This window comes from Streptomyces sp. NPDC085937, from assembly GCF_044540535.1.
GTDB lineage: Bacteria > Actinomycetota > Actinomycetes > Streptomycetales > Streptomycetaceae > Streptomyces.
This window is the reverse complement of record NZ_JBITSH010000001.1, coordinates 308230-330459: the sequence shown is the minus strand read 5'-3', so window position 1 is coordinate 330459 and position 22230 is coordinate 308230. Positions and strand designations below refer to the sequence as shown.

General features: G+C 67.7%; 10 protein-coding genes and 1 pseudogene. 8 read left to right on the top strand and 3 right to left on the bottom strand.

What is annotated here, in order from left to right:
* Window positions 1-53 precede the first annotated feature (53 nt).
* The 5 genes and pseudogenes from ACIF8S_RS01325 to ACIF8S_RS01305 all read left to right on the top strand — a co-directional run bounded on the left by ACIF8S_RS01325 (window position 54) and on the right by ACIF8S_RS01305 (window position 15910).
* Window positions 54-6470 carry a protein kinase gene (locus ACIF8S_RS01325; RefSeq protein ID WP_399996644.1) on the top strand — a complete coding sequence of 2139 codons (6417 nt, stop codon included), beginning with the start codon at window positions 54-56 and terminating at the stop codon, window positions 6468-6470.
* A 55-nt stretch (window positions 6471-6525) separates the two neighbouring features.
* Window positions 6526-8250 (top strand): annotated as a pseudogene (locus ACIF8S_RS01320) (helicase-related protein); the annotation flags it as partial.
* Between the two features lie 1220 nt (window positions 8251-9470).
* Window positions 9471-13568, top strand: a complete 4098-nt coding sequence (locus tag ACIF8S_RS01315; protein WP_399996643.1) for an Eco57I restriction-modification methylase domain-containing protein — start codon at window positions 9471-9473, stop codon at window positions 13566-13568.
* A gap of 153 nt (window positions 13569-13721) precedes the next feature.
* Window positions 13722-14819 carry an adenine-specific methyltransferase EcoRI family protein gene (locus ACIF8S_RS01310; protein ID WP_399996642.1) on the top strand — a complete coding sequence of 366 codons (1098 nt, stop codon included), beginning with the start codon at window positions 13722-13724 and terminating at the stop codon, window positions 14817-14819.
* Window positions 14816-15910: an HNH endonuclease family protein gene (locus ACIF8S_RS01305; RefSeq protein ID WP_399996641.1), complete on the top strand. Its 1095-nt coding sequence runs from the start codon at window positions 14816-14818 to the stop codon at window positions 15908-15910. The genes ACIF8S_RS01310 and ACIF8S_RS01305 overlap by 4 nt, the downstream gene beginning before the upstream one ends.
* A 347-nt stretch (window positions 15911-16257) precedes the next feature.
* On the opposite strand, the gene ACIF8S_RS01300 is transcribed toward ACIF8S_RS01305, so the two are convergent.
* A complete protein-coding gene (locus ACIF8S_RS01300; protein WP_399996639.1) occupies window positions 16258-16449 on the bottom strand; it encodes a DUF397 domain-containing protein in 192 nt (63 codons plus the stop codon).
* Complete coding sequence (locus ACIF8S_RS01295; RefSeq protein ID WP_399996638.1) at window positions 16446-17348, bottom strand: Scr1 family TA system antitoxin-like transcriptional regulator; 903 nt, start codon at window positions 17346-17348, stop codon at window positions 16446-16448. Before ACIF8S_RS01295 ends, ACIF8S_RS01300 begins: the two co-directional genes overlap by 4 nt.
* A 320-nt stretch (window positions 17349-17668) precedes the next feature.
* On the opposite strand from ACIF8S_RS01295, the gene ACIF8S_RS01290 reads away from it, so the two are divergent.
* Together ACIF8S_RS01290 and ACIF8S_RS01285 are read left to right on the top strand one after the other, a co-directional pair.
* Window positions 17669-17893: a DUF397 domain-containing protein gene (locus tag ACIF8S_RS01290; protein WP_399996637.1), complete on the top strand. Its 225-nt coding sequence runs from the start codon at window positions 17669-17671 to the stop codon at window positions 17891-17893.
* 84 nt (window positions 17894-17977) lie between these two features.
* On the top strand, window positions 17978-18445 hold the full coding sequence (locus ACIF8S_RS01285) for a hypothetical protein (RefSeq protein WP_399996636.1): 468 nt from the start codon (window positions 17978-17980) through the stop codon (window positions 18443-18445).
* A gap of 2161 nt (window positions 18446-20606) precedes the next feature.
* Here ACIF8S_RS01285 and ACIF8S_RS01280 read toward each other — a convergent pair.
* Window positions 20607-20813, bottom strand: coding sequence for a hypothetical protein (locus ACIF8S_RS01280; protein WP_370405017.1), 207 nt, complete (start codon window positions 20811-20813; stop codon window positions 20607-20609).
* Window positions 20814-21577: 764 nt separating this feature from the next.
* Here ACIF8S_RS01280 and ACIF8S_RS01275 point away from each other — a divergent pair.
* Entirely contained in the window at window positions 21578-22111 is a 534-nt protein-coding gene (locus ACIF8S_RS01275) for an ATP-binding protein (protein ID WP_370405016.1), read from the top strand.
* Window positions 22112-22230 lie beyond the last annotated feature (119 nt).

Genomic DNA, 22230 nt, shown 5'->3' with positions numbered 1-22230 from the left:
CTCCAGCAAGATGTACCCATCTTGCACGAGACGGGCGTCATGGGGAGGGGTAAGTGGGGTTGGGGACTGTCGGCGGACGTTTCCGCATCACGGGCGTCGTCGGACGCGGAAACATGGGCGAGGTGCACCGGGCCGAGGACCTGAAGGCCGCCCCGGACTCCCCGCACCGGCAGGTCGCCGTCAAGACCCTGCTGCGCAGCCGGACCGGAGGTGCGATCGACGCCTCGGGGTCCGGCAAGGAGACCGCCCGCTTCCGCCGCGAGGTGCGCATCATGCGCATGCTCTCGCAGGGGCACCCGAACCTCACGCTCCTGATCGACGGCGGCGTGGACGACACCGCGGACGGCGGCGGACTGCCGTACCTGGCGATGGAGCTGCTCGACGGCAGTCCGCTCGCGGACCTCATCGACGAGGAGCCCCAGCTGCCGGTCTCCTGGGTCGCCGCCATCGGCGCGCAGATCGCGTCCGGGCTCACCGCCGCGCACACCGCCGGGGTCGTCCACCGCGACCTGAAGCCGGCCAACGTGATGCTGACCGGTGACGGCACCGTCAAGGTGCTCGACTTCGGCATGGGCTCGATCGTCGACGACCCCGACCAGACGCGCCTGACCAGCACGGGCGTCAGCCTCGGCACGGCGCGCTACATGGCGCCCGAGCAGTTCCGCGCCGAGCAGGTCTCCGCCTCGGCCGACCTCTACGCGCTCGGCTGCATCCTCTACGAACTGCTCATCGGCCGTCCGCCGTTCTCCGGCCGGACCCACTACGAGATCTCCGAGCAGCATCTGCGGGAACTGCCGCCCCAGTTGACGCTGGTGCGTCCGGATCTGCCCGCCGGTCTGGTCCGGCTGGTGGAGCGTCTGCTGGAGAAGGACGCCGAACACCGCCCGGAGAACGCCGCGTCGGTCCGTGAGGCGCTGGTCCCGCTCGCGCTCGCTCAGGACCCCACGGCCGCCCTGCTCGCTCCGCACTGGCAGCAGATGGACCCGGTGGCGCGGCTGCGCGCCCTGCTCCCCGAGCGGGCCCCCGCCGTACCCGCGCCCGCGCCGCGCAGGCAGCCGCGTCTGCCGGAGGCGATGGACGTCTTCGGCATCCACGCCGACCTGATCACCGAGTACGAGAGCTTCACCAAGAGCGGCACGGTGATCCGGGACGCGCGCATCGAGGGCTTCGTCGCCGACGATCTGAGGGCGAAGTCGCAGTGGCCCGACCCGTGGCTGTCGCTGAACCCGTTCTTCGCCGACGGCGGCCAGGTCACCGACCTGGTGCGGGACGGCGTCCTGCACCCGAGGTGCGCGGAGATCTTCCAGGCGGGCAAGAAGGAGACCTCGTCGCGTCCGGACGGACGGCCGCTGACCTTCCACCTGCACCAGCGCCAGGCGATCGAGGCCGCGCAGGCGGGCGACTCCTACGTGCTGACCACCGGCACCGGCTCCGGCAAGTCGCTGTCGTACATCGTGCCGATCGTCGACCGCGTCCTGAAGGAGCGTGAAGCGGCCGGCCCGAATGCCGAGCGCCGGGTGCGGGCGATCGTCGTCTACCCGATGAACGCACTGGCCAACTCGCAGCTCGGGGAGCTGGAGAAGTACCTGCGCCACGGTTTCGGGAAGGGCCGCGAGCCGGTCACCTTCGCCCGTTACACCGGTCAGGAGTCCAGCGAGGAGCGCCGTGAGCTGCGCAAGAACCCGCCGGACATCCTGCTGACCAACTACGTGATGCTGGAGCTGATGCTGACCCGGCCGGACGACCGGTCCAGCCTGATCCGCATGGCGGAGGGACTGCAGTTCCTCGTCTTCGACGAGCTGCACACCTACCGGGGCCGGCAGGGCGCCGACGTGGCGTTCCTGATCCGGCGGGTCCGTGAGGCGTGCCGGGCGTCGGAGTCCCTCCAGTGCATCGGCACCTCGGCGACCATGTCGACCGAGGGCACCTGGGACGACCAGCGGCGCGAGGTCGCCAAGGTCGCCAAGCGGCTGTTCGGAACGACGGTGCTGCCGGATCAGGTCATCGGCGAGACCCTGGTGCGGGCCACCGACGAGGCGCCGGAGTCCGTGCCCGCCGAGCGGCTGCGGGTGCCCTCGGCGCCCCGGTCGTACGAGGCGCTGACGAAGGACTCCCTGGCGCGCTGGGTGGAGTCGCGGTTCGGTCTTGAGCGGGAGGAGGGCACGGGCCGCCTGCGCCGCCGTGCCCCGGCCACCGTCGAGGAGGCGGCGGCGGAGCTGTCCGCCGTGTCCGGTGTCGCCGAGGAGACCGTGCGCGAGGCGATCCGCACGACGCTGGAGGCGGGCGCGCAGGCCAAGCACCCCGTGACGGAGCGGCCGCTGTTCGCCTTCCGGCTGCACCAGTTCCTGTCCAAGGGCGACACCGTCTACACGACGCTGGAGGACCCGCTCACCCGGCCGCTGACCCGCACCTATCAGCTGGAGCAGCCGGGCAGCGGCGGCAAGCCGCTGTTCCCGCTGGCGTTCTGCCGTGAGTGCGGTCAGGAGTACCTGACGGTCTGGCGCAGCGAGGACGGCGGCGCCTTCCGGTACGAGCCGCGCCGGGACACCTCCGCCTCCGGGGGGCGTGAGGGCGAGGGCTATCTGTACCTGGGCATGCCGGGGCAGGACTACGAGTGGCCGGCCGATCCGCAGAAGGCGGTGGACGACCGCCGGCTGCCGGAGTCGTGGCTGGAGCCGGACGCGAACGGCGGGATGACCGTCAAGAAGTCCTACCGCCCCCGTCTGCCGAAGCGCGTCGTCGTGGACGCCCACGGCAACGAGTCCGGTGAGGGCCTGGTGGCGGCGTTCGTGCCGGCGCCGTTCCTCTTCTGCGTGCACTGCCAGGTCAGTTACGAGCAGACGCGCGGCCGGGACTTCGCCAAGCTGGCCACCCTGGACCAGGAGGGGCGTTCGTCGGCGACCTCGCTGATCTCCGCGTCGATCGTGAAGTCCTTGCGGGCGGTGCCCGAGGACAGCCTGGGCAAGGAGGCGCGCAAGCTCCTCACCTTCGTCGACAACCGGCAGGACGCGTCCCTGCAGGCAGGGCACTTCAACGACTTCGCCCAGGTGACGCAGTTGCGCGGCGCGCTGTACCAGGCGGCGGTGCGGGCGGGTGAGGACGGGCTGCGCCACGACGACCTCGCCGAGGCCGTCACCGAGGTGATGGGCCTGACGCCCCGCGATTACGCGTCGGGCACGAACCTGCCTCCGTCCATGGAGAAGCGGGCGGCGAAGGTGTTCCGGGACGTCGTCGGGTACCGCCTCTACCGCGACCTGGAGCGCGGCTGGCGCATCACGATGCCGAACCTGGAGCAGACCGGTCTGCTGCGGATCGACTACGAGGACCTGGCCTGGGTCGCCGCCCAGCCGGACCGCTGGCAGTCCGCCCACGCGGTGCTGCGCGACGCCGACCCGGAGCTACGCGAGGAGATCGGCCGCACGCTGCTCGACTACATGCGGCGTGAACTCGCCATCGACGTGCAGTACTTCCGCGACGACTTCGACACCTTGCAGCGGGCGAGCGAGGAACGGCTGACCGGGCCGTGGGTGCTGAGCGACTCCGACCAGCCGACCGTCGGCACCGCCTACCCGTACGGTTCGCGGCCCGGCATGGAGCGGTCCGCGCTGTTCCTGTCGGCGCGCGGCAAGTTCGGCAAGTACCTGCGGCGGAACCTGCCCGCGCTGCGTGAGGCGTCCGCCTCGCTGGAGGACGTGCAGTGCGTCATCGAGGACCTGCTGAAGGTGCTGCGGGACGCGGAGCTCGTGCGTGAGGTGGAGGCGACTCCCGAGCGCTCGGGGCCGGCCTTCCGCCGCCGCGCGTCGGAGAAGCGCCTCGGCTACCGGGTGGCGGCCGCCGCGCTGATCTGGCGGGCCGGTGACGGCGAGCGGGGCGCGGTCGATCCGCTGGCGCGCACCTACACCAGCGGCGAGGGACCGCGCGTGAACCCCTTCTTCCGCGACCTGTACCGCACGGCGGCGGCCGAGCTGGCCGGCCTGTTCGCGCGGGAGCACACCGCGCAGGTCACGCCGGAGGACCGGCTGGAGCGCGAGCGGCAGTTCCGCGACGCCGAACTGCCGCTGCTGTACTGCTCGCCGACGATGGAGCTGGGCGTGGACATCTCCTCGCTCAACGCGGTGATGATGCGCAACGTGCCGCCGACCCCGGCGAACTACGCGCAGCGCTCGGGCCGGGCGGGCCGCTCCGGCCAGCCCGCGCTGGTGACCACGTACTGCGCGACGGGCAACAGCCACGACCAGTACTACTTCCGGCGTTCCCAGGACATGGTGTCGGGGCAGGTGGCCCCGCCGCGCCTGGACCTCGCCAACGAGGACCTGGTCCGCTCGCACCTCCAGGGCATCTGGCTGGCGGAGACCGGGATGAAGCTCGGTGCCGCGATCCCGGACGTCGTCGACGTCGCCTACGACCCGGACGGCGACGACCGCCCCGACCCGCAGATGCCGCTGCCGCTGCTCGACGGCATCCGGGACCTGTCCCTGGACGAGGGTGCCCGCCGCCGTGCCGTCGCCGCGGCCCGCACGGTCCTGGCCCCGCTGATCGCGGACTTCCAGGCGACGACCTGGTGGTACGACGAGTGGATCGAGGACCGGATCGAGCGCGCACCGGCACGGTTCGACGCCGCGTTCGACCGGTGGCGGGACCTCTTCCGGGCGGCCGTCATCGACCAGTACGAGCAGAACAAGCGGGTCGTCGACCACACCCTCTCCCCCGGTGAGCAGGTGCGGGCGCGCACCCGCCGCCGGGAGGCGGAGACGCAGACCAACCTGCTGCTGAACCGCTCCACCGACAGCAAGTCGGTGATGAGCGACTTCAACCCGTACCGCTACCTGGCGTCCGAGGGGTTCCTGCCCGGCTACAGCTTCCCGAGGCTGCCGCTGGCCGCTTACATCCCGCGTTCCGGCAACCGCCGCAACGCCGACGGCGACTACCTCCAGCGGCCCCGGTTCCTCGCGATCCGCGAGTTCGGCCCCGGCGCGCTCATCTACCACGAGGGCGCCCGCTACCAGGTGACCCGCGTCCAGCTGCCGCCGGACGCCTCGGGCGACCTGGCGACGGCGGAGGCCCGCCGCTGCGACGGCTGCGGCTACCACCACGATGTGAGGGCCGGTTCCGACCTGTGCGCGATGTGCGGCGAGCCGCTGCGCGGCAAGCGCACGGGCCTGCTCCAGCTGCACACCGTGTACACGACCCCGCGCGAGCGGATCTCCTCCGACGAGGAGGAGCGCCGCCGGGCAGGTTTCCGCCTGGAGACGTCGTACGCGTTCCAGGACCACGGCGCCCGCAAGGGCCGTCTCACCTCGCACGTCGGCGACGCGGAGGGGACGCCCGTCCTCGACCTGGACTACGGCGACTCGGCGACTGTCCGCATCACCAACCTGGGCCGGGTCCGCGACAAGGAGGGCGAGCCGGACGGCTACTGGCTGGACCTGGGCGACGGCCGCTGGCTGAACGACCGGGCCGCCGCGGACGCCATCGAGGGCACGGGCATGCCGGTGGTCGACGAGGACGGCAACGAGAAGCGCCGCAAGAAGCGGGTCCTGCCGTACGTGGAGGACCGCCGGAACATCCTGGTGGTGACGCTGGACGAGCCGCAGCCGGAGCCGGTGGCGCTGTCGTTCCTGTACGCCCTGGAGCGGGGCATCGAGGCGGCGTTCGAGCTGGAGGACTCCGAGCTGACGGCGGAGCTGCTGCCGCCGGACGACGGGCCGCGCCGCCGCATGCTGTTCACGGAGGCCGCGGAGGGCGGCGCAGGCGTGCTGCGCCGCATCCAGCACGAGAAGGACGCCCTCGCGAAGGCCGCCCGGACCGCGCTGGAGATCTGCCACTTCGACCCGGACACGGGTGAGGACCTGGGCGGCCCTGCAAAGGACGAGAAGTGCGTCCGAGCGAAGCGCGAGAAGTGCGCCCGCGGGTGCTACACATGCCTGCTGACGTACGCAAACCAGGGCCACCACCGACAGCTCAGCCGGCACACCGCCCGCCCGCTGCTGCTGCGTCTGGCCGGCGCCCGCACCGAGCGGGAGGACCGGGGCGAGTCCCGCAGCGAGGTGTTCCGCAGGCTGGTCCCGGCGACCGTTTCCGGTGCGGGCACCACCAAGGCGACCGCGGACGCTCCCGCCGCCGCCCAGGACTCCCCCGCGCCCGTGCCGACCCCGCTGGAGACGGACCTGTCGGCGCTCGTCGCGCAGGGCGATCTGGTGGGCTGGCTGAAGGCGAAGGGCTACCGGCTGCCGGACGAGGCCGACGTGTTCGTCGACGCGGCGGCGGCCCGGCCCGATTTGGTGTTCTACCTGGACGACGTCCACCTCGCCGTGTTCGTCGACACCCCGGACCGGCCGGCCGACTCCACTCGTGACGTGGAGGCCGGCTACCGCCTGGAGGAGGCGGGCTGGGACGTCGTGCGCTTCCCGACGGACGCGGACTGGGACGCCGTCGTCGACCATCAAGCCGCCTACTTCCACCTGCGCTGACCGTCGCGCCCCTGACGACCTCCCGACGTATCGACCCGAGGAACTGAGACATCCCATGAGCCTCACGTACACAGCCGGCTCGCTGGTCGCGGCCCGTGGCCGGGAATGGGTGGTGCTGCCCGAGAGCGCCCCCGACATGCTGGTGCTGCGCCCGCTGGGCGGGAGCGAGGACGACATCGCGGCCGTCTTCCCCTCGTTCGAGGAGGTGCGCCCCGCCGAGTTCGCCGCGCCGAGCCCGGACGACCTGGGCGACCAGCGGGCCGCCGGCCTGTTGCGCACGGCGCTGCGCATCGGGTTCCGGTCGGGCGCCGGCCCGTTCCGCTCGCTGGCGTCGATCGCCGTGGAGCCCCGCGCCTATCAGCTGGTGCCGCTGCTGATGGCGCTGCGGCAGCGCACGGTACGGCTGCTGATCTCGGACGACGTCGGTATCGGCAAGACGGTCGAGGCGGGTCTGATCGCCAAGGAGGTGCTGGCGCAGGGTGAGGCGACCCGGCTGGCGGTGCTGTGCTCCCCCGCGCTGGCCGAGCAGTGGCAGGGCGAGCTGCGGGAGAAGTTCGGCATCGACGCGGAACTGGTGCTGGCCTCCACGGTGTCGCGCCTGGAGCGGAACCTGGAGCTGGGCCAGTCGCTGTTCGACCGGCACCCGTTCACGATCATCTCGACGGACTTCATCAAGTCGACCCGCCACCGCGAGGACTTCGTCAAGCACTGCCCCGACCTGGTGATCGTCGACGAGGCGCACACCTGCGTGGCCGCCGACGACCCCGCGCAGGGCGGCGCGTCCTCCGCGACGAACCAGCTCCGCTACGAGCTGCTGCGGAAGGTCTCCGCCGACGCCGACCGCCATCTGCTGCTGCTGACGGCGACCCCGCACTCCGGCAAGGAGTCCGCGTTCCGCAACCTGCTGAGCCTGGTGCGGCCCGAGCTGGCGACGCTGGACCTGGAGAACCCGGCGGGCCGGGCGAAGCTTGCCGAGCACTTCGTGGCCCGCAAGCGCGCCGACGTGCGCGACTACCTCACCAAGGAGGACGGTCTTGCCGACGACTCGCTGGCCGAGCGGACCGCGTTCCCGTCCGACCGCTGGACGAAAGACGAGCCGTACAAACTGACGCCCGCCTACCGGGCGCTCCTTGACGACGCGATCGCCTACGCCGCGGACCGTGTCCACGCGGCCGGCGAGCAGGGCAAGCGGGAGGCCCGCATCGCCTGGTGGTCGGTGATCGCGCTGTTGCGTTCCATGGTGTCGTCCCCGGCCGCCGCCGCGCAGACCCTGAAGACGCGCTCCGAGTCCGCCACTGCCCGCACCGCGCACGAGGCGGACGTGCTGGGCGCCCCGGTGGCCGCCGACTCCGCCGAGAACGACCGCCTTGAGGGCATGGACGTGGCGCCCGGCGCCGCCGAGTCGGAGGACGCGGGCGCCCGCCTGCTGGATCTCGCCGGACGTGCCGAGGAGTTGATGGGCCCGGCGGGGGACGCGAAGCTGAAGGCGCTGACCAAGCACCTGAAGGACCTGATCGGCGAGGGCTACAACCCGATCGTGTTCTGCCGGTACATCCCCACGGCCGACTACCTCGCACAGCAGCTGGACGGCAAGCTCGGCAAGAAGACGAGAATGGCCGCCGTGACCGGCACGCTTTCCCCGCAGCAGCGCCTGGAGCGGATCGAGCAGCTCGCCGCCGAGGAGGGCGGCGACCCGTCCGTGCGGCACGTGCTGATCGCCACCGACTGCCTCTCCGAGGGCGTCAACCTCCAGCACCACTTCGACGCCGTCGTTCACTACGACCTGGCGTGGAACCCGACCCGCCACGACCAGCGCGAGGGCCGCGTCGACCGCTACGGCCAGAAGCGCGACCAAGTCCGCGTCATCACCATGTACGGCGAGGACAACGGCATCGACGGCAAGGTCCTGGAGGTGCTGTTCAAGAAGCACCGGCAGATCAAGAAGGACCTCGGCATCTCCGTCTCCGTGCCCGACGAGACCGCGAGCGGCGTCACGGACGCCGTGGTGGAGTGGCTGCTGCTGCACGGCCGGCAGGGCAGCCAGGAGAGCCTGTTCGAGATGGACGGCCACCAGGAGTCGTTCGACCGTATCGAGCGGGAGTGGACGTCGGCGGCCGAGCGGGAGAAGACGTCCCGCTCCAAGTACGCGCAGCGTGCCATCCACCCGGAGGAGGTGGCCCGCGAGGTGGCCGCCGTACGGGCCGCCCTCGGCGGTGCGGAGGAGGTGCGCGAGTTCACGCTGGAGGCGCTGCGGGACCTGGACGCGCTGATCCGCGACCCACGGGACGGCAGCGGTGACTTCACCGCGCAGGTCGGCGGCACCCCGGCGGGACTGCGGGACGCGCTCGCGGCCACGCTGGGCAACCGGCTGGTCGAGGAGGACCGCGAGATCCCGTTCCGCACCACGCCGGCGATCGGCCGCGGCGAGGCCGCCCTCGTCCGCACCGACCCGGCGATCGGGGCCGTCGCCTCCTACGTCCTGGACTCGGCACTGGACGCGAAGGCGCAGGGTCCGCGCCCGGCCCGCCGCTGCGGTGTGGTGACGACGGACGCGGTGAGCGTCCGCACGACGCTGCTGCTGGTCCGGTACCGCTTCCACCTCACCTTGCCGTCCCGCTCGGGTGAGCGGCAGGTGGTCGCGGAGGACGCGCGGCTGCTGGCCTACGAGGGTCTGCCGCAGCGCGCCCGCTGGCTGGACGACGACGCGGCCGCCGCGCTGCTCGGCGCCCGCGCCACCGCCAACACCCACGAGCTGGCCGCCCGCAAGTCCATCACCCGCGCGCTGGAGGGCCTGCCGGGCCTCGCCGACCATCTCACCGAGTACGGCACCCGTCTGGCCGCCGAACTCGACGCCTCGCACCGCCGCGTGCGCAAGGCCAACGAGGAGATCGTCCGCGGCCTGAAGGTCCTCCCGCAGGAGCCCGCCGACGTCCTCGGCGTGTACGTCTACGTGCCGCCCGCCGCCCTCGCCGCCTCTACCGTGTCCGGAGCCGAAGCCTGATGTCCGCCGCCGCCACCCGCACCGCCCTGGCCTTCACCGCCGTCACCACGGTCGGCGGTCTCCTCCCCGCCGACATGCTGCTGCGCATCGCCGAGGCGCGGAACCTGCCGGGCACCAAGCCCGCCGACTACGGCCTGCCCGCGTCCGTGCCCGTCCGGGACGAGGCCGAGCGCGCCTGGGAGTATCTCAAGCCGCTCTGGCGCGAGCTGCGCGCCGCGCTGCCCTCGGACCCGGTCACGGGCGCGCCGTCCGCCGACCCGACGGGGCGGGCCGGCTCCGACTGGCTCGCCCAGCTCTTCCGCAAGCTGGACTTCGGCGCGCTGACGGAGGTCGGGGCGGCGGGTATTCCGGCTGATTCGGATGCGGAGAAGCGGTTCCCGGTGTCGCACCGGCATGGTCAGGCGCTGGTGCATCTGGTGCCGTGGAACCAGGAGTTGGACAAGCGTCCGGCGGCCGGTCAGGTCCCGGCGCAGTCGATGCTCCAGGACTGCCTGAACCGTACGGAGGCCCACCTGTGGGCGGTACTTACCAACGGGCGCCGGCTGCGGCTGCTGCGGGACTCGTCGTCCTTCGCGACGGCGGCGTACGTCGAGTTCGACCTCGAGGCGATCTTCGACGGGGAGCTGTTCAGCGAGTTCGTGCTGCTGTACTGCGTGCTGCACGCGTCGCGGTTCGCTGTGCCGGAGGGGGCGGCGCCGGCCGGGTGCTGGCTGGAGAAGTGGCGGGCGGAGGCCGTCACGTCGGGGGCGCGGGCGCTGGACCAGCTTCGGCTGGGCGTGCAGAACGCGCTGACCGTGCTGGGCACCGGGTTCCTGCGGCATCCGGAGAACGTGCGGCTGCGGGAGGACGTGGACCCGAAGGCGCTGCGGGATGCGTTGCTGCGGCTGGTGTATCGGCTGTTGTTCGTGTTTGTGGCTGAGGACCGGGACGCTCTGCTCGATCCGAACGCGAGTGAGCGACAGCGGGAGGCGTACGAGCGGTACTTCTCGTCGGCGCGGCTGCGGGAGCGGGCGCGGCGTCGGCAGGGGACGGCACACGGTGACCAGTACGAGGCGCTGCGGATCGTTCTTGAGGCGCTGGGGAAGGAAGAGGGGCGCCCTGAGCTGGGGTTGCCGGGACTCGGTGGATTGTTCTCCCCTACGGCGGCTGACACGCCGCTGGACGGGCTGAAGCTGTCCAACGAGTCGCTGCTGGCTGCCGTGCGGCATCTGGCGCAGGTACGGGACCCAGGTGCGCGGCGGTGGCGGTCGGTCGACTACCGGCACCTGGACGCGGAGGAGCTGGGCTCGGTCTACGAGTCGCTGCTGGAGCTGGAGCCGAAGCACTCGGCTGCGGACCGGACCTTTGAGTTGATCGAGGTCGCGGGCAACAGCAGGAAGACGACGGGTAGTTACTACACACCGTCGTCGCTGATCGAGTGCCTGCTGGACACGACGCTGAATCCGGTCATAGACGACGCTGTGAAGCGGGGCGAGCAGCGGGCCACGGAGGCCGGCCGTCCCGACCCGGCCGACGACATCGTCGACGAGCTGCTGTCCCTGACGGTCTGCGACCCGGCTTGTGGTTCCGGGCACTTCCTGGTCGCCTCGGCCCGGCGTATCGCCAAGCGGGTGGCGTCGGTGCGCGAGCGGAACCCGGAGCCTACGGTCGACGCGGTGCGGCATGCGCTGCACGAGGTCGTCGCGCGCTGTATCTACGGTGTCGACCTCAACCCGATGGCCGTGGAGCTGGCGAAGGTCTCGCTGTGGCTGGAGGCGCTGGAGCCCGGCAAGGCGCTCGGCTTTCTCGACGCCCATATCAAGCATGGCAATGGGCTGATCGGTGCGACGCCGAAGCTACTGGCGGAAGGGGTCCCGGACGACGCGTTCAAGCCGATCGAGGGGGACGACAAGAAGTATGCGGCCGGACTGGTCAAGCGGAACAAGGCTCAGCGCGGTGGCCAGGACGAGCTGCTCTTCGACACGGACGTCCTGCCCGGCAATGACCAGTACGCCGCCGAGCTGGCCCGGATCACCGCGGCCCCGGCCGACTCTCTGGAGCAGGTGCGGGCTCAGGAGTCCGCGTACCGCGCCTACGTCGAGTCCACGACGTACATCCAGGACTTGCACGCCGCTGACGCATGGTGCGCCGCGTTCGTATGGCCCAAGCGGGCGGGAGCGCCAGAGGCGCCGACCGACCAGGTGTTCCGCGCGCTGCGCGGGCGTGACCAGTCTGCGGTGCCGGACGCCACGCACGCCGAGATCATGAGTCTGCGGAATCAGTACCGGTTCTTCCACTGGCACCTGGAGTTCCCGGAGGTGTTTGCGGTTCAAGAATCGGTGATGGGCATCCAGCAGGGGACGGGTTGGGTCGGCGGGTTCGACGCGGTGGTAGGTAATCCACCGTGGGAGCGCGTGAAGCTTCAGGAGCAAGAGTTCTTCGCGCAGCGCGACACTGAAATCGCGAACGCCAAGAACGCAGCCGCTCGCAAACGTCTAATCGTGATGCTTCGTAGCGACCCTGACCGCGCGCACCTCGCTGCGGAATTTGAGGCCGCTAAACGGCGCGCGGAAGGGGAAAGCCACTTCTTGCGCGTCAGCGGCCGCTATCCACTCACAGGTCGAGGGGACATCAACACGTATGCCGTCTTCACGGAGACCGACCGCATATTGACGGGAAACCGAGGGCGCACGGGAGTGATTGTTCCGACGGGAATCGCAACAGACGACACTACGCAGTACTTCTTCAAGGATTTGACCAGCCACGGCGCATTGGCATCACTTTACGATTTCCGCAACGCTGGGTTTTTCGCAGATGTCGCTGGCGCCCAAGGCAACCGGTTTTGCCTGCTCTCCCTCACCGGACGGAAAAACGAAAAACCAATCGACATCGTCTTCCGAGCAACGAGTTTGAGTGATCTCGAAGACCCTGAGCGTCACGTGCATATCACAAATCAAGAGATCAACATCCTCAACCCAAACACCGGAACATGCCCAATCTTCACGAATTACCGCGACGCCAAAATTACGCTTGACATTTACCGCCGGACACCGGCGCTACTCACGGAGCCCGGAACGGTAAGCGGTGATCCCTGGGGCGTATCTTTCATGACCATGTTTCACATGGCCAATGAATCTGACCTCTTCCGACCCTCCGCCGCTAACCATGAAAGCCTTGACTCGATGCTGATCGACGGTTGGCGTTTTGACGGCAGTTCTCTAGTAAGGAAAGACGAACGCCTCCTCCCTCTTTACGAGGCGAAAATGTTTCACCTATACAATCACAGATTCGGCGACTACCAACTGGCGGATGGAGAAACCGGAAAAGCAGTTCGTCAACTTCCGACACCATCCGTCGAAATGCTGGATGATCCGACACACCTGCCGCAAGGCCGCTACTGGGTACCCGAAAGCGAAATCACTGAGAAGCTTAGGCGAAATAAATGGGACAGAGAGTGGTTCTTCGCTTTCCGTAAAATCACAAGCTCAACAGATGAGCGTACGTTCATCGGGTCCATCATGCCGCGCGTCGGCCTAGGCGATTCTGGGAACATCATCATCTCGCGCGAGAGCCCAAAGAAGACGGCAACCCTGGCAGCCCTTCTGTCGAGCATGATGCTTGACTATATCGCCCGTCAGAAAATCGGCGGCGTGAACTTCAATTACTTCATTGTAAAACAGCTGCCAGTGCTTCCACCCGACTCAGTGGAACCTCACATGGATTTCATCCTCACCCGATTCCTTGAGCTCACGTACACCGCTCGCGACTTGACCCCCTTCGCCCGCGATCTGAACGACAAAGGAGAGCCGTTCCGCTGGGACGACCATCGCCGCGCCCAACTGCGCGCCGAGCTGGACGCTTGCTTCTTCCACCTGTATGGAATCAGTCGCGAGGACACTGACTACATCCTTGAGTCCTTCCAGACAGAGAGGGGAGGCCTTAAGAACAACGAAATCGCCAAGTATGGTGAATACCGAACCAAGAGACTGGTTCTCGCCGAATACGACCGCATGGCCACCGCCGGCCTGACTCTGAAAACCCCGCTCGCTGAGGGCGAGTTCGGCACCTACCGATCCACTTTGGCCCCGCCGCCGGGCGAGGGCCCTCGCCACGGTTAACCTGCTTATACAACACCTCAGCCGATCAGAAACTCATCGAATAATCCGAGGTCAACCCTTGCAATGTCCCACCACGCCGGTAGGGTGACTCCGCAGACGCATCCCTTAAATGAGCAACGCGATAGCGCACTAGGCGAACGGAGTGGAATAAATATGGCGTCAAAGCGGCAGAGTCTCGGTAATGCCAAACTGGCCAAACTGGATGAGTTCTACACACAGCTATCCGACATCGAGAAGGAAATTCGACACTACAAGAAGCACTTCAAAGGTAAGGTCGTCTACCTTAACTGCGATGACCCTCGCGCATCTCAGTTCTTCCACTACTTCAGCTACAACTTTGAGAGACTTGACCTGAAGAAACTTATTGCCACCTGTTATAAAAGCCAAGACATGGACCTGTTCTCCTCGAGGGACAGCGAGAGAGCCATCTACCTGGAATACACAGGTGATAAGGATGGTGATCGAATCCCGGGCCGCAATGAGATCGAGGTGAAGCACTTCAACGGTGACGGGGACTTTCGCTCACAGGAGAGCATCACTCTCCTTAAAGAAGCCGACATTGTCGTAACCAACCCTCCATTCTCCTTGTTCCGCGAGTACGTCGCGCAGCTAATGGAGTACAACAAAAAGTTCCTGATCATTGGGAACATGAATGCCGTCACGTACAAGGAGATTTGGCCCTACATCCAGCAAAATCGCATCTGGCTCGGGGTCACACGCACCGGCACCGGGCAGATGTGGTTTCGCATCAAGGACGACGCTCCGGTGAAGCAGGGGCAGCGCGTCCATGACGGCGACCGCTACCAGACCGTTGGCCACTCAGCATGGTTCACGAACCTTGATCACTCAAAGCGGCACGAGGAGCTCACGCTCTATCGCACTCACGACCCTGACGCCTACCTCCCCTACGACAACTACAACGGCATCGAGGTTGGCAAGGCTGTCAACATCCCCGTTGACTGGGATGGGGTAATGGGTGTGCCCATTACCTTCCTTGGTAAATACAATCCCGACCAGTTCGAGATAGTAGGGATCGCTAAGGCCCCGCTGGGAGAGCCGTCTAAGATCTATCCGAAGCAAACACAGGTCAGCGCGAACGGCGTGCGGAGCACGGTCACGAAGCTTAATGATGGTCCTGCGCTGAAAGTGGAGACGCCGCCGACCGACAAAACCTACTACGAAGTCGATGGCGAGTACTACGTCCAACTGTACGCACGCGTTCTTATCCGACACAAGAGAGTGACCGCATGAAAATCGACCTCAAAAATATCCGGGTGCGCGACCTCGTCGAAGACTACGAGGATAATGACGAGTTGGGCGTGAGGGCCTATGGTGACAAGCTGGACGTACGTCCGCCTTATCAGCGTGAGTTCGTCTACAAGGACAAGCAGCGCAATGCCGTCATAGAGACACTGCGCCGGGGTTTCCCGTTGAACGTCATGTACTGGGCTGTGCGTCACGACGGTACCTTCGAGGTGATCGACGGGCAGCAGCGCACCATCTCGATCTGCCAGTACGTTGAGGGCGACTTCTCCATACCAATCGACGGGCACCGGCTCGCTTTCCATAACTTGCAGCAAGACCAGCGAGAACAGATCCTCGACTACGAGCTTATGGTCTACATCTGCGAGGGAACCGATTCCGAAAAGTTAGAATGGTTCAAGACGATCAACATCGCTGGCGAGGAGCTCACCGATCAGGAGCTGCGCAACGCTGTCTACCACGGTGTCTGGGTTTCTGCAGCTAAGAAGTACTTCTCGAAGAACAACTGCCCTGCCCACGCTATCGCGTCCAATTACATGACGGGGTCGCATATCCGGCAGGAATATCTCGAGACAGCCATCAAGTGGATAAATAACGGTGACGTCGACGGATACATGGCCAAACATCAGCACGACCCCAGCGCCGAAGCGCTGTGGCTGTACTTTCAGGATGTCGTGAGGTGGGTAAAGACAACCTTCCCCAAGTGGCGCAAGGAGATGCGCCCTGTCCAGTGGGGGTTTCTTTACAATGAGTTCAAAAACGCTGACCTTAATCCGACTGAGCTGGAAGCCGAAATTTCCAGGCTCATGCAGGACGAAGACGTCACCAAAAAGAGTGGCATATACTTGTACGTCCTTAATCGGGAAGAGCGTCATCTGAGCATCCGCTCGTTTACCGACAATCATAAGCGTGAGGCGTACGAGCGGCAGAGGGGTATTTGCCCTGTCTGTAAGAAACATTTTGAGATCGCCGAGATGGAGGCGGATCACATCACGCCTTGGCATGCCGGCGGACCGACCATCCCAGCAAACTGCAAGATGCTCTGCAAGAACGACAATCGCAGGAAGGGTGGAGTCTAACCTAATTTCTCAATTGATCAACAGTGTGCGATCCTCCAGGCCCTCTGACGATTCTCCGAACTGATACATGTCGGACCGGACGCCCGCTAGACGAGAATTCGCAATGAGTTGGTGGTACCGGTATCGCAGGACGTGGACCCCGTCGGCCAGGTCATCGATCAAGCCCATTTGAAGATTGGCGAAGGAGACACCATAGCCCCACGCCTCCTTCTCCGGTGACTTCCTCCGCTCCGGAAGCGGTATACGTCCGGTACCTCGGTCCGCACCTGCGTAACACCCTCACCTGACGCCTTGCGCTGCAAAGGGTGTGCCGTCCGCCACTTCGGCGGACGACACACCCAAGTCGCTCAGCGCTCCGACGCGAACCGCACAAACTGTCCCCAGCCTTCACGTCCGACAGCGAAGGCCGGACGGGTCACGTCCTTGGAGTCCCTTACGTGAACGGCCTGTTCGGCGAACGCGACCTCCACGCAGCTGTCACCCTGGGTGCCACTGTAGCTGGACTTGAACCAGGCGAGTTCCGACATACCGCTGCTCATAGCTCTCCTCGCAGTCGCTCCAGCAGGTCCCGGGATTCCTTGGGGTTGAGGGCCTGCGAGCGCAGTGTGTCATAGCGTCGGCAGAGCAAGCTCACCTCTTTCGCGCCGGAGATCAGCCGCCCGTTCTGCTGCCCCTCGGAGTATCCAAGCCGCCGTCCCTCCAAGGTCTCCACCAACTGGACGGGCCCGTCCAGGCACCCATGGAACTCCAACTTCAACGGCACCACTTGAAGCGTCACGTTGCGCGGCGCGGTCAACTCAAGCACGTGGTCCAGCATGTTCGCCTGGACCTGTGCCCCGCCCAGCCCGCGCCGGAACACCGACTCCTCCACGATGAAGCCGAACGGCACGGTCGGCCGCTCCCGCATCATCGCCTGCCGTTCCATTCGGGCCGTGACCTGCGCCTCCGTCTGCTCGTCGGTCAGCAACGGGATGCTGTTGTCGAAGACCGCCCGCGCATACGCCTCCGACTGCAACAACCCCGGAACCAACCGACACTCATACGTACAAAGACTCACCGCCTCCCGCTCCAGCCGCGCCCACCGCCGGAACCAAGCAGCCAGCCCCGCCTCCCCCCGCGTCAGATGCCGCGCAGCCTTCCGCAGCGCCCCCGTGTTGCCCAGCGCCTCCTCCGCGCGCTCCACGAACGCCTCGTCCGGCATCCGGCGCCCCAACTCCACGGACTCGACCGTGTGTTTCGAGTACTGGACCCTCGCACCGAGGTCGGCCCGGCTCAGCCCGGCATGCTCACGCAGCGCCTGGACGACCGCCCCGAACGTCCGCAGGCTGTCCGACGGATACGGCTCCCGCTCCCACTCCCCCACCGGCCCCGCCGGAACCGCCCGCCCACCGCCGGCGCTCCCAGCCACCGCCTCCCCCTCGACCCCGACCACGTCCATCCGCCGCCCCTTTCCTCGCCTCCGCAGCGCGCCGTGACGGCCGTCTCTCACGCCGCCCGCGTCCACCCCCAGCCTGACGGATCATCAGACGTACCGTCCACTCTTCGTGTCCGTACGCTGACTCAGCGTACGAGGTGCCACACTCGTCCCCGCCCCCGTCCGACCGCCACTCTGAGGTCACGGAGATCCGGGACGAGCCGTCCGTGTCCAGCGCTCACCTGCGGAAACACCCAGACGGCACGCCCCCTCCGTGCACTCCCGCCCACCCCGGGCGGCCGCGGCCGGACCCGGCCGCGTCAGACGAGCTGGAAGGTGCAGTCATGCAGAACGGAACCAACCTCTACGCGCTCGACATCAACGCGGCCTCGTTCACGAAGGCCTGCGGCGGCCCCTGCACGGAAGGGTGCGTGACCCTCGCCCGGATCGGTGAGGACGCCTGGGCGCTGGGCGACAGCAAGCGGCCGGACGTGGAGCCGCTGCGGTTCACCACGGAGGAACTGGACGCCGCCGGTATCGACCCGGCCCGCTTCGGCCTCGGCGCCTGACCCTCCTCCCTCCCCTCCCCTGTCGCCGGCCGGACCGGGTTCCTCCCCGCGTCCGGCCGGCGCTCCGCACTCCGGGAGCAGCACGTGCACCACCACGCCTACCTCTGGACCGGCCCGAAGACGCGCTTCGACGACGAGGCCCTGCGACGGCCCCCGCATCCCGATCCGCCCCCGGCCGGGAGCAGGCCGGAACTGATCGAGCGCTACCGCCAGGTCGCCGCGGAGTTCCGCACGTCGGATCTCCCGCCCCTGGAGACGGCGTACTGGCTCGTCAAGCCGCGCTCGCTGGTGCGGGGCACCTGGGAGGAGGCGAAAGAGGCGGCGGCCTGGCTGGGTGAGCGCCTGGCCGAGTACGCCCCGCGGTTCGCCGCGGAGCACGACCGGGACCCCGTACGCCTGGCCCGGCTGGTGGACTCCGCCGCCGAACGGCTGCACGCGGGCGGCGACGTGTCGTGCGGCCGCTACCTCGAACGCCCCTCCTACCTCGCCCTCGCCGTGGTCACCTGCTCCCCCAACCGCGCGGTCCCCGGACTGATCTGTCCCTGCGCCTGACCCGAGACCTGGGCCTCCCGCGCCTGGCAGCCCTCGGCCGGATTCTCGCGACGCGTCGAAGGACGGCGATACCGGTTCCCCACCTCGCGCACAGCGTCACTCTTCGAGCAAGCGATCGCCCTGATCCAGTGTGCCCGGCCCGCCTGCCACGCGGGAGAAGCAGGCGTCTGCCCAGGGGATCACCCTGCGAAGAGGCAGTCAGCCTTGGCCGCTTCCGGACCGCCTGGGTTCGGCACGGGCGGCGCCGGAATCACGCCATGCCACCGCGGCCGGGCGGCCCTAAAAGAGGTGTTCTATAAGCAAGGCCCGTCCGGAGGCGGAGTTGTCGGGGTGGTGCATGACCTCCAGCGGGTTGAGGCCGGCGACGACGACAAGCTCGAATGGCTGGTTCAGGACGTCGAGTGCCGGAAGCAGGGCTGCAGCCTCACCCTGAACTGGATCGGCACCAGCCTCGCCGGTCCTGCCTTCGGAGCTGGCCGGGGCGCGGTGTCGTACGTCGTCATGCCCAGCCCAACGAGGCGGCCGTGCGATAGGACGTGCGGCCCCGTTCCAGGCTGCGTGCACGCGCCTGGGTCATCCGTGTCCGCGTACAACAAGGCGCAGGTGGCGCTTCGGGCCACGGGGCGCGCGCCCAGCCGTGGGCGTGCATGGTCTCGGTCTTCCAGTCCTCAAAGAGCTTGGGAAGCGCCTTCGGGTCGCAGTCGTAAGTGCCGTCAGAGGTCCTGCCCGGGTTCACCCAGAACAGTGGCCAGGTTTGCCGATCTCTCCGGACCGCGGCTTGCAGAAGCTGCGCACAACGTCGCCAACGCGGTCCGCGACCGCCTCACCTTGGAGGGCCATACCGAGCCGCTCCGCGATGAAGATCCTCACGAGCTCCTCATCAACCTCTAGGAGAAAATAGTCTGTTGGGAGCATCTGCGATCACTGGGACTGGGATTGTTCCATGTGAACTCAGGACATTCATCGGGATGGAACGCGCTGAAGTGAAAGTGATGAGTCCAGCGCCATCTGTCACCGAAGCGTTCCATGTATCGGTAGGAGGGCTCAGTTGATTCAGGCCAAACTTCGACCACCTCTGCCCAGCGCCCCCGTACTGTCACGCTCTCCAGCTGACCCGCGCCGGCGTCCTGCCGCGATGCATCGGAGCTTGCGAACAGTTCCCCAATCGAAGCGACGCAGTCGCCGGACGCCCGGTTCTCGATCTCCTTCCGGAAGTCCGGCGTCATGAGCGTGCACAGAGATGCACTGTCCCCTGCACGCACGGCCGCGGCCGTCGCTTCCCACGTCTCACGGACGCCAGCTTCACCCTCCTGAGCACCGACACCAGACACGCCGGAATCACCGTCAGTCGCTACGTAGACGCCTCCACCGACTCCGGCCAGCAGCAGAGCTACCAGGGCGATGCCCCAGCCACCACCGATCTTCGTCCGACGGACATTGTTGATGTCCCGCCCTGCCGAGTTCCGGATGTCCCGCCCTGCCATCATGGCCCCATCGCCCGCTGTGAATGCTGCGGACGGCGGATACGGCGGTGGCGGCGGAAACGCAGGTCGCGTCGAGGGGTGCGGCTCTGTCCTCGGGTCGCGATCGGTGGTCATGAGCGCTGGTCCTCCTCTCCCGCATCAACGTCACGAAGGCTTCCACCTGAGAGCACGGACCCATCACCCGCTGCCATGGTGATGACGTCACTGACTTCTGGTGCCGCGGCCCCTGTCCGCGGCACCCGCGCACGCGAACTCTCGACGTCCCCCTGCGCGAGGATCGACCCGCGCCCTGCTCGCATGGTGACGGGGGCTTGTGAAGGGGCTGATGCCCGTAGCAGCGCGACGAGGGATGCGACCGCCCCCACAATGCCCGCTACCGCTCCGCCGACGCTCGCCGCCAGCCCCGTCGTGCCCACATCCCCCATGAAGGCCAAGACAAGCAAGCCGACCGCGGCCAGAGTCCCCACGCATACCGCAATGAGGCATGCGACCCGTTTCCGTGTCTCCATGCGGGGATTATCGGGGCTGCACAAGCGGACGGGTACGGAGGAAGGGCCGACCGCACTCTTTCCAGCCACCCCACGAGCCAGAGACAGGCCCCCTTTTAGGTAGGGGTGTACAACGGTGCTCGTTCGACACGTAACAGCAGAAGACCGCGCCCGTCATGAGCTCGCGCCTCAGTGGAGGGCCAGCCAGAGGACCCCCAGAACGCAGGTGAGGCCGGCGGCGGCCATGGCGGCGGGCCGGTTGCGGTGCAGTGCGCCCCAGAGCAGTGCGGCTGTCACCAACACGGCGCCCGTGCCGATCGAGGCGCGCAATGGCCCGTCGTCGTAACCATATTCATCGACGTGCTGCGCCAACCAAGCGAACCAGGTGATCCTCACGACGCTTGTCGTGGTCCTCTCGATGTAGTGGTGTTCAGATGCCGCCGTGCGGCGTGAGAGCCGTACGGCGGGTTCCCGGGCGAGACATTCGGAGTCGGCCGCGTCGTCTGGGCGGGACCGGCGCTCGGCCAGCAGTCGGATCGCGGTCTGGCACCGGGGACGAGGCCGGCCGGTCAGCCCACCGCGTCACGAGACGCTGTCACCGCATGGGGCAGCAAGCTCACCGCGCCCGTGACAACAGGGCGCGGACGTGCATGAGTTGTGAGCCCTCGCGTCCCGTCCGCCCGTGTCCGGCGGACCCCTCCACCGCCCCTTGCGGCTACGCTTCAGACGGCGGTTGCTTCCTCAGCGAGGGGATCCGTACTGAGGGAACGCCACCAGCCCCGCGGCCGGTCTGGATTCCACGTCGAGCTTGCGCACGATGGTCAAGCGACATCTCCCCCTGCGTACGTGTCCCGTCGGCCCGGCAACGGCACGACTGGGCAAAGCGGTCACGCCGGCAGCGGTGGTCATTCGCTGCACCGACGCGTCACCGTATCGTTTCTGCACTCGCAGTTTAGTGTCGCGTGGCGACTGAAAAGCCCCACGGGTGACGTGCACCACGGCAACGTCCGTCAATGGCTTGAACCCTGCGCCCCCTTCACGCGCTCCTCACGCAGCCGCGCGAGACTCTGGCGTACCGCCCGCCTCCCTCGTCCGTACGCCTGCTCCCGTACGCGGCGCAGCACTCGCATCCGCACACGCCGAACCGCCACTCTGGCGCCATGAACCACGCAACACCTGGCGTCGGCACGCCCGTGCACACCTTCACGCAACTGCTGTCGTCCACGCGGCGGGGTGCCCGTCTCGCCCGGCTGCTCGCGGTGACCGAGCTGCGCTCCCGAGATGCCTCGCCAGACCTCACGGAGCGTGCCGAGCTCGTCGTCGCGGAGCTCGCCGCCAACGCCGTCCTGCACGGCCGCGTGCCCGGCCGCTGCTTCCGGCTCACGCTCGTCCTCGACCCGGCCGCCGGCCGCCTCCGCATCGAGGTCAGCGACGCCCGCGGAGACCTCCGCCCGCTCCACGGCCCCACGGACGCCGCGTCCGACCCACTCGGCACCACCGGACGCGGCCTGACCCTCGTCACCGCCCTCGCCGACCACTGGGACTGCGTCCCCTACCCACCCAGTGGCAAGACCATCCGGGCAATGCTCTCGTGCCCGCGCGCCAAGGCACCCGGAACGCCGCAGCCACCTCTCCGCGGCGGGAGGGAAGTACCGCTTTGGGCACCGGCCACTCCTGGACTGCCGCCGCAGTGATCTGTGAGGACAGCGCCGATCATCTTTGTATCGGGCAGGCTGTCGCCGACCGTTCTGAATCGGCAGGGGCCGCGATGCAGAGTTCCGCAGCGAGGGAACACCTGCCACCGAGTCGGCTT

What these genes read in the sequence shown, in the direction of transcription:
- ACIF8S_RS01305 (WP_399996641.1), top strand. Translation starts at nt 14,816, where the DNA reads ATGAAAATCGACCTCAAAAATATCCGGGTGCGCGACCTCGTCGAAGAC.
- ACIF8S_RS01295 (WP_399996638.1), bottom strand. Translation starts at nt 17,348, where the DNA reads ATGGACGTGGTCGGGGTCGAGGGGGAGGCGGTGGCTGGGAGCGCCGGC.
- ACIF8S_RS01290 (WP_399996637.1), top strand. Translation starts at nt 17,669, where the DNA reads ATGCAGAACGGAACCAACCTCTACGCGCTCGACATCAACGCGGCCTCG.
- ACIF8S_RS01300 (WP_399996639.1), bottom strand. Translation starts at nt 16,449, where the DNA reads ATGAGCAGCGGTATGTCGGAACTCGCCTGGTTCAAGTCCAGCTACAGT.
- ACIF8S_RS01315 (WP_399996643.1), top strand. Translation starts at nt 9,471, where the DNA reads ATGTCCGCCGCCGCCACCCGCACCGCCCTGGCCTTCACCGCCGTCACC.
- ACIF8S_RS01275 (WP_370405016.1), top strand. Translation starts at nt 21,578, where the DNA reads ATGAACCACGCAACACCTGGCGTCGGCACGCCCGTGCACACCTTCACG.
- ACIF8S_RS01310 (WP_399996642.1), top strand. Translation starts at nt 13,722, where the DNA reads ATGGCGTCAAAGCGGCAGAGTCTCGGTAATGCCAAACTGGCCAAACTG.